Origin of the sequence: Heyndrickxia faecalis (assembly GCF_040267745.1) — a bacterium.
GTDB lineage: Bacteria > Bacillota > Bacilli > Bacillales > Bacillaceae_C > Weizmannia > Weizmannia faecalis.
Window position 1 is genome coordinate 1,694,620 of the sequence record NZ_CP158453.1, and the last position, 13,437, is coordinate 1,708,056.

At 49.3% G+C, this 13,437-nt stretch carries 13 protein-coding genes; all 13 read left to right on the top strand.

The window, feature by feature from the left end; genetic code table 11:
- Positions 1-8 precede the first annotated feature (8 nt).
- The 13 genes from accC (at position 9) to spo0A (ending at position 13,380) form a co-directional block, all read left to right on the top strand.
- Entirely contained in the window at positions 9-1,358 is a 1,350-nt protein-coding gene (gene accC / locus ABR335_RS08150) for an acetyl-CoA carboxylase biotin carboxylase subunit (protein WP_014098060.1), read from the top strand.
- A gap of 25 nt (positions 1,359-1,383) precedes the next feature.
- The gene (locus ABR335_RS08155; RefSeq protein WP_014098061.1) at positions 1,384-1,794 is read left to right on the top strand and encodes an Asp23/Gls24 family envelope stress response protein; all 411 of its coding nucleotides are present in this window, start codon (positions 1,384-1,386) and stop codon (positions 1,792-1,794) included.
- Between the two features lie 106 nt (positions 1,795-1,900).
- Entirely contained in the window at positions 1,901-2,296 is a 396-nt protein-coding gene (gene nusB, locus ABR335_RS08160; RefSeq protein ID WP_026104520.1) for a transcription antitermination factor NusB, read from the top strand.
- A gap of 13 nt (positions 2,297-2,309) precedes the next feature.
- Positions 2,310-3,161 carry a bifunctional methylenetetrahydrofolate dehydrogenase/methenyltetrahydrofolate cyclohydrolase FolD gene (gene folD / locus ABR335_RS08165; RefSeq protein ID WP_014098063.1) on the top strand — a complete coding sequence of 284 codons (852 nt, stop codon included), beginning with the start codon at positions 2,310-2,312 and terminating at the stop codon, positions 3,159-3,161.
- 158 nt (positions 3,162-3,319) lie between these two features.
- Positions 3,320-4,675 (top strand): exodeoxyribonuclease VII large subunit, encoded by a 1,356-nt coding sequence (xseA, locus tag ABR335_RS08170; RefSeq protein WP_017550508.1) that lies wholly within the window; start codon positions 3,320-3,322, stop codon positions 4,673-4,675.
- Positions 4,653-4,880: an exodeoxyribonuclease VII small subunit gene (locus ABR335_RS08175; RefSeq protein ID WP_013859605.1), complete on the top strand. Its 228-nt coding sequence runs from the start codon at positions 4,653-4,655 to the stop codon at positions 4,878-4,880. The genes xseA and ABR335_RS08175 overlap by 23 nt, the downstream gene beginning before the upstream one ends.
- 2 nt (positions 4,881-4,882) lie before the next feature.
- Positions 4,883-5,752, top strand: coding sequence for a polyprenyl synthetase family protein (locus tag ABR335_RS08180; protein WP_017550507.1), 870 nt, complete (start codon positions 4,883-4,885; stop codon positions 5,750-5,752).
- A 148-nt stretch (positions 5,753-5,900) separates the two neighbouring features.
- On the top strand, positions 5,901-7,802 hold the full coding sequence (dxs, locus tag ABR335_RS08185) for a 1-deoxy-D-xylulose-5-phosphate synthase (RefSeq protein ID WP_014098066.1): 1,902 nt from the start codon (positions 5,901-5,903) through the stop codon (positions 7,800-7,802).
- Positions 7,803-8,627: a TlyA family RNA methyltransferase gene (locus tag ABR335_RS08190; protein WP_014098067.1), complete on the top strand. Its 825-nt coding sequence runs from the start codon at positions 7,803-7,805 to the stop codon at positions 8,625-8,627.
- Between the two features lie 169 nt (positions 8,628-8,796).
- Complete coding sequence (ahrC, locus tag ABR335_RS08195) at positions 8,797-9,246, top strand: transcriptional regulator AhrC/ArgR (protein WP_014098068.1); 450 nt, start codon at positions 8,797-8,799, stop codon at positions 9,244-9,246.
- A 17-nt stretch (positions 9,247-9,263) separates the two neighbouring features.
- Entirely contained in the window at positions 9,264-10,967 is a 1,704-nt protein-coding gene (recN, locus tag ABR335_RS08200) for a DNA repair protein RecN (protein WP_014098069.1), read from the top strand.
- A gap of 178 nt (positions 10,968-11,145) precedes the next feature.
- A complete protein-coding gene (spoIVB, locus tag ABR335_RS08205; RefSeq protein ID WP_014098070.1) occupies positions 11,146-12,429 on the top strand; it encodes a SpoIVB peptidase in 1,284 nt (427 codons plus the stop codon).
- Positions 12,430-12,594: 165 nt separating this feature from the next.
- Positions 12,595-13,380, top strand: coding sequence for a sporulation transcription factor Spo0A (gene spo0A, locus ABR335_RS08210; protein ID WP_014098072.1), 786 nt, complete (start codon positions 12,595-12,597; stop codon positions 13,378-13,380).
- The last annotated feature ends 57 nt before the right edge of the window (positions 13,381-13,437 follow it).

The window sequence follows — 13,437 nt, forward strand, 5'->3', positions numbered from 1 at the left end:
GGACTTTCATGATTAAAAAAGTTTTGATTGCAAACCGCGGCGAAATTGCGGTTCGGATTATCCGTGCCTGCCGCGACCTCGGGATTGAAGCCGTGGCCGTTTATTCGGAAGCGGACAAAGATGCACTGCATGTCCAGCTTGCGGATGAAGCGTACTGCATCGGCCCGAAAGCATCGAAAGACAGTTATTTAAATTTTGCCAACATCATCAGCGCAGCAACTTTAACAGGCTGTGACGCGATCCATCCCGGTTACGGATTTCTTGCTGAAAATGCCGATTTTGCCGAGCTTTGCCGAGAATGCAATATTGAGTTTATCGGGCCAAGCCCGGAAGCCATTGCGAAAATGGGCGCAAAAGATGTGGCGCGCGAAACGATGAAAAAAGCGGGCGTGCCGATTGTCCCGGGTTCGGACGGGCTTGTAAAAGACGCAGAAGAAGCAAAAGTCGTCGCAAAAAAAATCGGCTATCCGGTGATTATTAAGGCAACGGCCGGCGGCGGTGGCAAAGGGATCCGCGTAGCTTTGAATGAAGAAGAGCTTGTAAAAGGCATCCACATCACCCAGCAGGAAGCCGCGACTGCTTTCGGCAACCCGGGTGTTTATCTTGAAAAATACATTGAAGACTTCCGCCATGTTGAAATCCAGGTCATGGCTGATAAATTCGGCAATGTGATCCACCTGGGCGAACGGGATTGCACCATCCAGCGGCGGCTGCAAAAACTGCTTGAAGAATCCCCGTCCCCGGCACTATCGAGCGAAATGCGCGAAGAAATGGGGCAGGCTGCCGTGAAAGCGGCAAAAGCGGTTGACTATACGGGGGCCGGCACCATCGAGTTTATTTTTGACCACCGCAACCAGAAGTTTTACTTTATGGAAATGAATACCCGCATCCAGGTGGAACACCCGGTTACAGAAATGGTCACTGGCGTGGATCTTGTCAAAGAACAGATCCTTGTGGCATCCGGGGAACCGTTATCCTTAAAGCAGGATGAAGTCACATGGAACGGCTGGGCAATTGAATGCCGGATCAATGCCGAAAATCCGGAAAAGAATTTTATGCCGTCTGCGGGCAAAATTAACTTTTACCTGCCGCCGGGCGGGATCGGCATCCGCGTGGAATCGGCCGTATATCCGGGTTACAGCATTCCGCCGTATTATGATTCCATGATTGCCAAGCTCATTGCCTACGGAGCGACGCGCGATGAGGCGATTGCTCGCATGAGACGCGCGCTCAGCGAATATGCCGTGGAAGGCGTCCACACGACGATTCCGTTCCATCAGCGCCTCCTCGAACATGAAGTTTTTGTCGAAGGGGATTTCAACACGAAATTCCTTGAAAAATATGATGTAATGAAATAACGTGTAATTATAGGAGGTGTTGAAGATGGCAGAAGACAACCAAATGTTGGAAATGCATCATGATGAAGACGGCTTGGGAAAAGTGGAAATTGCTCCTGAAGTGATTGAAGTGATTGCGGGCATTGCCGCTTCCGAAGTCGAAGGGGTTGCCCAAATGCGTGGCAATTTCGCAAGCGGCGTCGTGGAGCGCCTTGGCAGGAAAAACCACGGGAAAGGCGTAAAAGTGGAACTGAGTGATGATGGCATTAAAGTCGATGTCTATTGCACCATGAATTTTGGCGTTTCCATTCCGGCAGTTGCCCAGGAAGTCCAGGATAATATCCGCCAGGCTTTGCTCAATATGACTGCCCTGGAAGCGTCGGAAGTGAATATTCATATTGTCGGCATTCAATTTGATACGCAGAAAGCGGAGCCTGAATTTCAGGCGGAAGAGTAAGAGAAAAAGGGTCCGGGCAAAGCGTCCTGGCCTTTTTTTGGTCCCACCTTTCTGTTACAATAAAAGCATGCGAATTTGAGCTTTTTAAAGGAGTTACTGCCGAATGATGAAAAGAAGAACCGCCCGCGAAAAAGCGCTTCAGGCTTTATTCCAGATGGATATGAATGAAGCGAGCCCGGAAGATGCGATCCGGAATGCGCTGGACGGGCAGGAAAGTGATGATTATCTTGAGAAATTGGTAAACGGAACGGCAACACATCTCGCGGAAATCGACGCCATGATCAGCCAGCATCTTGAAAATTGGACGCTTGACAGGCTTGCAAAAGTGGAACTCAATATTTTGCGCCTTGCCGCTTACGAACTGATGTACGCAGAGGATGTGCCCGCCAATGTGGCGATCAACGAAGCACTCGAGATTGCCAAACGGTTTGCAGATGAAAAATCTGCCAAATTTATTAATGGCGTTTTGAATCAAATGAAAGACTCGATTGAATCTAAATAACGGGGGATGGATAATGGGAGCGGAAATCATTGACGGAAAACAACTGGCCGAAGCACTCAGAAAAGAGATAAAGGCGGAAGCGGAGCAGTTAACGCAACAGGGGATTATCCCGGGGCTTGCTGTCATATTAGTCGGAAACGATCCGGCTTCACGTACATACGTCAAAAACAAAGAAAAAGCGTGCCGCGCGCTCGGAATGAAATCCGTTTTAATCGAGCTTCCCGAAGACGTGTCGGAACAGGCACTGCTCGGACATATCGCAACCTTAAATGAAGATCCTGACATTCACGGGATTCTCGTCCAGCTTCCTTTGCCGCCGCATATCAATGCGCAAAAAATCGTGGAAGCGATCAGCCCGGAGAAAGATGTGGACGGTTTCCATCCGATAAATATCGGGAGGATGATGACGGGCCAGGATACCTTTTTACCCTGCACCCCCCACGGAATTTTAAAAATGGTGAAGTCAAAGGGCATCCGGATCGAAGGGAAGCATGTTGTCGTAATCGGCCGCAGCAATATTGTCGGCAAACCATGCGGCCAGCTGTTCCTCAATGAAAATGCGACCGTCACATACTGCCATTCGAAAACGGCCGATTTAAAATCTTTCACCCGCCAGGCGGATATTTTGGTCAGTGCTGTCGGCAAAGCAAAATTCATCAAAGCGGATTTTGTCAAAGCGGGTGCTGCCGTCATTGATGTCGGGATGAACCGTGACGCGTCCGGGAAGCTGTGCGGGGATGTTGACTTTGATGAAGTAAAGGAGAAAGCTTCCTATATTACCCCTGTCCCGGGCGGCGTAGGGCCAATGACGATTACCATGCTGCTTTCCAATACAGTAAAAGCCGCAAAACGCTTGTACCGTTAAACAGGCTGCCCTGCCGTCACGGCATTTTTCCGGAAAACCGCTTATCGTCCGGAAGTGTGCCGGGAGACATTTGTGCTGGGAGCGGGCGGCATTAAAAGAAAGCTGACTTCCGGCGGGAAGGCAGCTTTCTTCATGCATGAGAAAGGTGGTGGAAAGCGATGCAATATTTATCCGTACACACGCTGACAAAATATATCAAACGGAAATTTGACGCGGACCCTTATTTAAACGATATCCATGTAAAAGGGGAAATTTCCAATTTCAAACGGCATTCAAGCGGCCATATGTACTTTACATTAAAAGATGAAAAAGCGAGACTGCTTTCGGTCATGTTTGCTTCTGCAAACCGGACGTTGAAGTTTATGCCGGAAAACGGTATGAAAGTGCTCGTTACGGGTTCCGTATCTGTTTATGAAGCAGGCGGCAGTTACCAGCTGTATGTGAAAAGCATGCAGCCTGACGGAATCGGCGCACTTTATCTTGCTTTTGAACAGCTAAAAGAAAAACTGGAGAAAGAGGGCCTGTTTCAAAACCGCCGGCCCATCCCGGCTTATCCGAAAGTGATCGGGGTGATCACATCGCCGACAGGGGCTGCTGTCCGCGATATCATCACCACCATCAGGAGAAGATATCCGGTTGCTGAAATCATTTTACATCCGGCCCTTGTCCAAGGGGAAAATGCAGCCCCTTCGATTGTAAAGGCAATTGAACAGGCAAACCGGATCGGCAAAGCGGATGTGCTGATCGTCGGAAGGGGCGGCGGTTCCATCGAAGAGCTGTGGGCTTTTAATGAAGAAATAACGGCCCGGGCGATCTTTGCGTCAAATATTCCGGTGATTTCTGCTGTCGGCCATGAGACGGATTTTACGATCGCCGATTTTGCGGCAGACTTACGGGCACCGACGCCGACTGCTGCAGCTGAACTTGCTGTTCCCCATATTGATGACGTACGGGAAAAAATCTTGCATTTAAAGACGCGGCTTATACGAAACATGCGGGAGAAAGTACGCTATGAAAAAAGCCGGCTTGCTTACCTTGAACGGTCGCCCGTTTTGACAAATCCTTACCGGCTCATCCGCCAGCAAATCGAGCAGGCTGATCGCCTTACAGATCGCCTGCACAGGGAAGCGGGGCGCTTAATCGGTACAGCGGAGGAACAAACCCGCAATCTGCACGGCCGGCTTTTGCGCAACCGTCCTGAACAGAAACTGCTGCAGGCGCGGCGGAATTTCACGAGCCTTGAAGCAAACCTCGTGAAGCAAATGCAAGCGGTCTTGCGGGAGAAGCAGCATCGTTTTGCCAAAAATATTTCCGCCCTTGAAGCGCTGAGCCCGTTGAAAGTAATGGAAAGGGGCTACAGTCTGGCTATGGCGGAAGACGGAACGATCCTGAAAAAAACAAGCCAGGCCAAAACGGGTGAAACGATCCGGGTCCGGTTGACGGACGGCGGCCTTTTGTGCACGGTAGATAAAATTGAAAGGGGGAAAAAAGATGGCCGATTCATTAACTTTTGAAGAAGCGATGGTGCAACTGGAAGACATTGTGCGGAAACTGGAAGAAGGGGATGTGCCCCTCGAAGAAGCCATTTCCATTTACAAACAGGGAATGGAGCTGTCCAAATTACTCCACGGAAAACTGAAAAATGTAGAGGAACAGCTGGCAAAAATCATGTCGGAGGATGGCGAAGAGCAGGATTTTGAGATCCGGGAGGAGGAATAACCGTGCAGAAGCCTGCGTATGATGTGAAAGAAATTGAAAAACACCTGGCACAATATATCGCGGATCTTCGTGCGCCTGCTGTATTAAAAGACGCGATGCATTATTCCCTCCAGGCCGGGGGGAAAAGGATCCGCCCCCTTCTTTTGTTGTCAACCGTATCCGCGCTCGGTAAACCGGCTGGTCGGGGCATGCAGACCGCGTGTGCAGTCGAGATGCTCCACACTTATTCTCTGATCCATGATGACCTCCCGGCAATGGACGATGATGATTTGCGGAGAGGAAAGCCGACCAACCATAAAGTATTTGGCGAAGCGGTGGCGATTCTTGCCGGCGACGGCCTTTTGACGCACAGTTTCGGACTGATTGCCGAAGATCCGGGGTTGGATGACGCTTTGAAGGTAAAACTGATTGCGCTCCTTGCAAAATCTGCGGGTCCGGAAGGCATGGTCGCCGGGCAGGTGGCGGATATGGAAGGCGAAAATAAAACACTGACCCTCGAGGAACTACAATATATCCATGCCCACAAAACCGGCAAACTGCTTCGTTTCAGCGTGCTTGCCGGCGCGATGATTGGCGGCGCGTCAACAGAGCAGCTGGAAAAATTCGGGCAATTTGCCGATCATCTCGGCCTCGCTTTTCAAATCCGGGATGACATATTGGATATCGAGGGGGAACAGGAAAAAATCGGCAAGCGGGTCGGCAGCGATGAATCCCGCCATAAAAGTACATATCCGGCTCTTTTAACGCTTGAGGGTGCCAAACAAGAACTCAGGCGCCATACTCGCCTTGCAAAGCAGTGCCTCGCTGAAACCGGCGCTGAAACCGGCGCCTTAATGGAACTGACGGGGATGATCGAAACGCGGGACCATTAACGGCCGTTCATTTGGCGCAAACCGAACGGCCGGAACAGCAAAACCGGCGGCGTTTGTTTAAATGAGGTATTTCTTGTCTAAACGCGTTGATTGTTTATAATAGATGTAAGTGATGCCGTATATTGATGAGGAAAGCGAGTGATCCGCATTGGATCTTGAATCGATCAAGGACCCGTCCTTTTTGAAACAAATGGACATCCCCGCTTTGAAACAACTGAGCGCGGAAATCCGCCGCTTTTTGATTGAAACATTGTCGAAGACCGGCGGGCATATCGGGCCGAATCTTGGTGTCGTGGAATTGACGCTTGCCCTGCATAAATGCTTTGACAGCCCGAATGATAAAATTCTTTGGGACGTGGGACACCAGTCATATGTGCATAAAATTTTAACCGGCCGGGCTGGAGAGTTCGGCTCACTGCGCCAATACCACGGGCTTTCAGGGTTTCCGAAACGGAATGAAAGCATTCATGATGTCTGGGAAACCGGGCACAGTTCCACTTCCTTGTCCGCCGCGATGGGCATGGCGGTCGCCCGCGATTTAAAAGGAGAAAAATCGTATATTGTCCCGGTGATCGGAGACGGCGCGCTGACCGGCGGCATGGCATTTGAAGCGCTCAACCATATCGGCCATGAAAAACGGGATATCATCGTTGTGCTGAATGACAATGAGATGTCGATTGCCCCGAACGTCGGCGCGCTTCACCAGGTGCTCGGCAAACTGCGAACGGCGAATAAATACCGGCGCGCAAAAGATGAACTGGAATTCCTGCTGAAAAAAATTCCGGCTGTCGGCGGAAAGCTTGCGGCCACTGCAGAACGGCTGAAAGACTCATTGAAATATTTGCTTGTCTCCGGGATTTTTTTTGAAGAACTCGGTTTCACTTATTTAGGCCCTGTTGACGGCCATCATTTTGATGCATTGCTCGAAAATATTCAGTATGCCAAAAAGACGAAAGGCCCTGTTCTTTTGCATGTCGTTACCAAAAAAGGAAAAGGATATGAACCGGCCGAAAACGATACGAAAGGCGCCTGGCACGGCACCGGGCAGTATAAAATTGAAACCGGCGATTTTATCAAACCGGCGGATGCCCCTCCTGCCTGGAGCAAACTTGTTAGCGATACCGTCCTCAGCCTTGCAAAGGAAGATGCGCGCATTGTCGCGATTACGCCGGCAATGACAGTTGGTTCGAAGCTGGAACGGTTCCAGCAGGAGCTCCCCGAGCGGGTATATGATGTCGGGATTGCCGAGCAGCATGCCGCCACTTTTGCTGCAGGGCTTGCCACCCAGGGCATGAAACCGTTTTTGGCCATTTATTCGACATTCCTGCAGCGGGCGTATGACCAGGTTGTCCACGACATTTGCCGGCAAAACTTAAATGTTTTCATCGGGATCGACAGGGCGGGCCTTGTCGGCGCGGACGGCGAAACCCATCAGGGCGTATTTGATATTGCTTTTTTACGCAGCCTGCCCAATATGGTGTTAATGATGCCAAAAGACGAAAATGAAGGCCAGCATATGGTATACACGGCTTTAAAATATGACGGCGGGCCGATCGCGATGCGGTTTCCGCGCGGCAATGGCCTCGGCGTAGCGCTTGATGAAGAATTAAAAGAAATCCCGCTTGGCACCTGGGAAGTCTTGAAAGAAGGAAATGACGTGTGCATCCTTACCTTTGGGACGACGATTCCGATGGCCATGGAAGCAGCGAAATTTTTGCAAAAGCAAGGGATATCGGTTAAAGTGGTCAATGCGCGCTTTATCAAACCGCTTGATGAAGCAATGCTCGAAGCCGTTTTCCGCACCGGAATGCCGGTATTAACCGTGGAAGAGGCCGTGCTTGCAGGCGGGTTTGGCAGCGCAGTGTTGGAATTTGCGGGTGATCGTGGCTTCTCTGATCGGATCATTCGCCGTATTGGCATTCCCGACCGCTTTGTCGAGCACGGCAGCGTAAAAGAATTATGGCAGGAAATCGGGCTGACAAAGGACCGGCTGATCCGGGAAGTCCGGCAGATATTGCCTCAAAAACAGCAAAGAAAGGCTTCATTTTAAATGAAAAAAGAACGGGTGGACGTTCTCCTCGTAGAACGCGGATTAATCGAAACAAGAGAAAAAGCAAAAAGGGCGGTCATGGCGGGGCTTGTCTTTTCAAATGAGACCCGCCTTGATAAACCGGGTGAAAAAATTGCTGCTGATGCCCCGCTCATCGTAAAAGGGGATCCCCTTCCGTACGTTTCCCGGGGCGGACTGAAACTGGAAAAAGCGTTGAAAGTATTTGGACTTAATGTAAAAGACAAAATTGTTCTCGATATTGGCGCTTCGACCGGTGGATTTACCGACTGTGCCCTCCAGCACGGTGCCAAAATGTCTTATGCCCTCGATGTCGGTTATAACCAGCTTGCATGGAAGCTGCGCCAGGACGAGCGGGTTGTTGTTATGGAAAGGACAAATTTCCGCTATGTTACCCCGCAGGATTTCACAAAGGGCATTCCGGAATTTGCCTCGATTGACGTGTCCTTTATTTCCCTGTCCTTGATCCTCCCGGTATTAAAAACGCTCCTTGCACCTTTAAGCGATGTGGTCGCCCTGATTAAGCCGCAGTTTGAAGCGGGGCGCGAGCAGGTGGGCAAAAAGGGGATTGTAAAAGATAAAAATGTCCATCGCGAAGTGATCGAAAAAATCATCCAGCTTGCCTTGCGTGAAAACTTTTCGGTGGAAAACCTCTCCTTCTCGCCGATTACAGGCGGGGAAGGAAATATTGAATTTTTAATCCACCTCGTAAAGCCCGCCAGCGAAACAGAAGGCGGCGCCAACCGGTTGCGCGTAACCGTAAATGACGTGGTGGAAGAAGCCCATGCCACGCTCAGGAAGGGATAGACAAAGATTTGGCAGCCTATTGGATAACCGGTAGGCTGCTTTGTATAAGGGCGTTTCGCACCCGAAAAAAAGCCCGTTTACGGAAAAAAGCTGCTTGTACATTTGCCCGTAAATGCGCTAACATACAAGTAGATGCATATTTACAAAAGAGCATCCTTGAGGTGAGGATATGAATAAAGGACAGCGCTTGATCAAAATCAGGGAAATGATTACCAATTATGATATCGAAACACAGGACGAGCTTGTCGAGCATTTGCGCAATGCCGGCTTTAATGTGACGCAGGCCACCATTTCAAGGGATATAAAAGAACTTCATCTTGTCAAAGTGCCGCTCAATAACGGCAGGTACAAATACAGCTTGCCTGCCGACCAGCGCTTCAACCCGATGCAGAAACTGAAACGGGCGCTGACAGATGCATTTGTCAGCATTGATACAGCCGGGCACCTGATCGTATTGAAAACATTGCCCGGTAACGCGCATGCAATCGGCGCTTTGATTGATATTTTGGATTGGGAAGAAATTATCGGCTCCTTGTGCGGAGATGATACATGCCTGATCATTTGCAAAAACCAGGATGAGACCGAAACGGTTTCGCAACGGTTTTTGGACTTGCTGTAGAAAGTGGTGATGTTTGATTGCTGCAGGAATTATCGATTAAAAATTTTGCCATTATTGATGCATTAACGCTTTCATTTGAAGCCGGGCTGACCGTCCTGACAGGGGAGACCGGTGCCGGCAAATCGATTATTATCGATGCCATCCAGCTTCTAACAGGCGGGAGAGGGTCATCGGAGTTCGTCCGGCACGGGGAAAACCGTGCTGAGATTGAGGGCTTATTTCTGGTCGAGGACGGTCATCCGTGCATGGATCGCGCCCGCGAATTCGGCATTGAGATTGAGGAAGGCATGGTCATTTTGCGGCGCGATATATCGAAAACAGGGAAAAGCGTTTGCCGCATCAACGGAAAACTTGTGACGATTTCGGTGCTGCGCGAAATCGGGTCGACTTTAATTGATATCCACAGCCAGCACGAAACGCAGGAACTGCTGAACGAAACGTACCATCTGCCACTGCTTGACCAGTACGGGCAAAGTGAGATTGAAACGGCTCTCCTTGATTACGAAAAATTGTATAAAAAATACGAAGCCGTTTACGGGCGGTTAAAAAGAATGAATGAAAACGACCAGCAGCTCGCCCAGCGCCTTGACCTCATCCAATTCCAGCATGAGGAAATCCAAAACGCCGGACTGAGGCTGCATGAAGACGAGGAATTAGCGGAAGAAAAACGAAAACTCGTCAATTTTGAACGGCTGTTTGAATCATTGAATACGGGGTATGAAGCGCTTGCCGGGGAACAGCATGGCCTCGACTGGCTCAGCCTTGCCATGAGCCATCTTGAAACCGCGGCTGAAGTGGATGGCGAGCTCTCTGACATTTTGGAATCCGTCCAAAGTTGTTTTTATACGCTCGAAGACATGTCCCGCTCAATCCGTTCCCGGCTTGACGGACTTGAATTTGACCCGGAACGGCTTAACGTAATTGAAGCGCGGCTGAATGAGATCAACCAGTTAAAACGAAAATATGGTAGCTCGATCGAAGAAATTCTGGAATACGGGTCCAAAATTGAAGAAGAAATCGAATCGATCGTAAACCGTGACCATCATGTGGAGCTTCTAGAAAAAGAACTGCAAACGGTAAAACGCGATCTGTATTTGGAAGCCAAGCAGCTCAGCGATTTACGCAAAAAATGGGCGGAAAAGCTGACTAAAAATATCCATTCCGAATTAAAGCAGCTGTATATGGATAAAACAAAGTTTGAAGTCCGTTTTCTTGCCGCTGCTGATGATTATTATGAGGCGGATGACATTCCGTTCCGGCGCGACGGGCTCGACCAGGTTGAATTTTACATTTCCACCAATCCGGGCGAACCGCTAAAACCGCTCGCAAAAACCGCTTCGGGCGGAGAATTGTCGCGGATTATGCTGGCATTAAAAACGATATTTTCCCGGCACCAGGGGATCACTTCCGTCATTTTCGACGAAGTGGATACCGGCGTAAGCGGCCGCGTTGCGCAGGCGATTGCGGAGAAAATTTACCGCATTTCGGTCCATTCGCAAGTCCTCTGCATTACCCATCTGCCGCAGGTTGCCGCCATGGCGGATACACATCTGTTGATCATGAAAGAGACTGAAAAGGAGAGAACGCGGACAAAAGTCAAGCCTTTAGGTCAGGAAGAAAAAATTAAAGAAATCGGCCGTATGATTTCAGGCGTTGAAATGACAGAGTTGACAAGACAGCATGCGAAAGAGCTGCTCGAACTGGCCGAAGCGATAAAATAAGGGTCCGGTCCGCCTATTTGGAAAAATGGTGGAGCCGGACCCTTTCTATCCAGATTGGGCAGCATTTTTCCCGCAGGCGCTGTTATATTTAAAACGCTTCAAGGCTAAATTAAAATCATAGCCAAAACAAACAAAGGCTAAACAACAGGGTGAACCGGAAGCGAGGAGAGTGGAATGTTTGAACTTTGAAAAAATAAGGAAGCTGACAGGCGGATTTCTCCTTGTTTCACTTTTATTATGCGTTTTTTCGCAGCCTTTTCAACAATATCTTCACTTTCCGAAGCAAGTTCGCTTACTGGAAGGCCAGCAAATCGAATTTCATAAAACTTCTGCTGCCGCTGTAATGGCAAGCGGAAACAGTGCGGAAATTCATGCGCATCAACATACGGTTTCCATAAAAGGGAAGTCAGCCGGCAAGGAAGAAATGTTTCTTAAACTGGCGGGCATCCCGGTCAAAAAAACGGAAGTAGAAGTGCATCCAAATATTAAGATGATCCCCGGCGGGCAGTCGATCGGCGTCAAGCTGAATACGCTCGGCGTCCTTATCGTCGGCCATCATCTTGTGCAGACGGACAAAGGGAAGTTTTCTCCCGGTGAACAGGCCGGAATTGAAGTTGGGGACATGATCCTTGAAATGAACGGGAAAAAAATCGAAAATATGTCCGATATTGCCCCAATTGTCCAGCAGGCAGGGGAAGAAGGAAAACCGCTGGATGCCGTCATTAAAAGGGATGGACAAACCATCCGGAAAACGATAAAGCCGTTAAAAGATAAAAGCGGGCAGTCGTATAAACTCGGGCTTTATATACGAGATTCGGCCGCTGGAATCGGCACGATGACGTTTATTGATCCGAAAACGAAAAAATATGGCGCCCTCGGGCATGTCATATCCGATATGGACACAAAAAAACCGATCGTCGTCGAAAAGGGCAGGATTGTCAATTCGGTCGTGACGTCGATTGAAAAAGGCAAAAACGGGAGCCCAGGGGAAAAATTGGCGCGTTTTACCGAAGAAGGCCGGATCGGGAATATAACGAAAAACAGCCCATTCGGCATTTTTGGACAGCTGGATCCGGGTGCAAAAGACAGCACATATGCAAAACCGATGCCGATTGCACTGTCAGACCAGGTAAAGACAGGGCCGGCAAAAATTTTAACGGTTGTCGACGGGAAAAAAGTGGAAGCCTATTCGATTAAAATTGTCAGCACCATTCCGCAAAAATTTCCGGCAACAAAAGGAATGGTCATCAAAATTACCGACCCGGAATTGCTGAAAAAAACGGGCGGCATTGTTCAGGGAATGAGCGGGAGCCCGATCATTCAAAACGGGCGGCTTGTCGGTGCCGTGACACATGTGTTTGTCAACGACCCGACATCCGGCTATGGCGTCCATATCGAATGGATGCTCCATGAAGCAGGCATTTACGGAGGGGGCAAGTCCCCTTCCGCTTTTAAAGAATGATGCACTTATCTATTATTAATGCGTGCGGACGTTTTGTCCGGGCGATTTTCCAGCGTCCCGGTTTTCAACAAAAAATAATGAATAAAAAAGCAGGAAATTTTCCGCCATTGTCGAAACATATTCTTGTACAGAGATACGGCTATTTTTTTGAGGAGGACAGTGGCAGTGAAAAAAATCAGAGTGTTTATTGTTGATGACAACCGTGAACTTGTTCGTTTATTAGAAGATTATATATCCCAGCAGGAAGACATGGAAATTTGCGGAACGGCATACAGCGGGACGGAATGCCTTGAACAGTTAAAAGAGGCGGACCCGGACATTTTGCTGCTGGATATTATTATGCCGCATCTGGACGGTCTCGGCGTGCTCGAGAAACTAAAAGAATCGGCTTATTCCCGGATGCCGAACGTCATCATGCTGACGGCTTTCGGCCAGGAAGATGTAACGAAAAAAGCGGTGGAACTGGGCGCATCCTATTTTGTGCTGAAACCGTTTGATATGGACATGCTTGTTTCACAAATCCGACAGACAAGCAAAAAAGGCTCCGTCCTGAAATCATCACCCGGCATGGCAGCTTCCAAACCGGAATCGAAGCCTGTCAATCTCGATGCAAGCATTACGAGCATTATCCATGAAATCGGCGTGCCGGCCCATATTAAAGGCTATATGTATTTACGCGAAGCGATTGCAATGGTGTACAATGATATTGAATTGCTTGGCTCGATTACAAAAGTGTTATACCCCGAAATTGCAAAGAAATACAATACCACTGCCAGCCGTGTTGAGCGCGCCATCCGCCATGCGATAGAAGTGGCATGGAGCAGGGGAAATATCGAATCCATTTCCACCCTATTCGGTTATACGGTTTCCATGACCAAAGCAAAGCCGACAAACTCCGAGTTCATTGCCATGGTCGCTGATAAACTCCGCCTCGAACACAAAGCTTCCTGAAAGGGAAAGGGGCCGGTGCAGTGAGTTGTACCGGCCGGATCCCGTGCGTAAAAGGTT

Coding starts and splice junctions, on each gene's coding strand:
- accC (WP_014098060.1), top strand. CDS start 9: ATGATTAAAAAAGTTTTGATTGCAAACCGCGGCGAAATTGCGGTTCGG.
- ABR335_RS08155 (WP_014098061.1), top strand. CDS start 1,384: ATGGCAGAAGACAACCAAATGTTGGAAATGCATCATGATGAAGACGGC.
- nusB (WP_026104520.1), top strand. CDS start 1,901: ATGAAAAGAAGAACCGCCCGCGAAAAAGCGCTTCAGGCTTTATTCCAG.
- folD (WP_014098063.1), top strand. CDS start 2,310: ATGGGAGCGGAAATCATTGACGGAAAACAACTGGCCGAAGCACTCAGA.
- xseA (WP_017550508.1), top strand. CDS start 3,320: ATGCAATATTTATCCGTACACACGCTGACAAAATATATCAAACGGAAA.
- ABR335_RS08175 (WP_013859605.1), top strand. CDS start 4,653: ATGGCCGATTCATTAACTTTTGAAGAAGCGATGGTGCAACTGGAAGAC.
- ABR335_RS08190 (WP_014098067.1), top strand. CDS start 7,803: ATGAAAAAAGAACGGGTGGACGTTCTCCTCGTAGAACGCGGATTAATC.
- ahrC (WP_014098068.1), top strand. CDS start 8,797: ATGAATAAAGGACAGCGCTTGATCAAAATCAGGGAAATGATTACCAAT.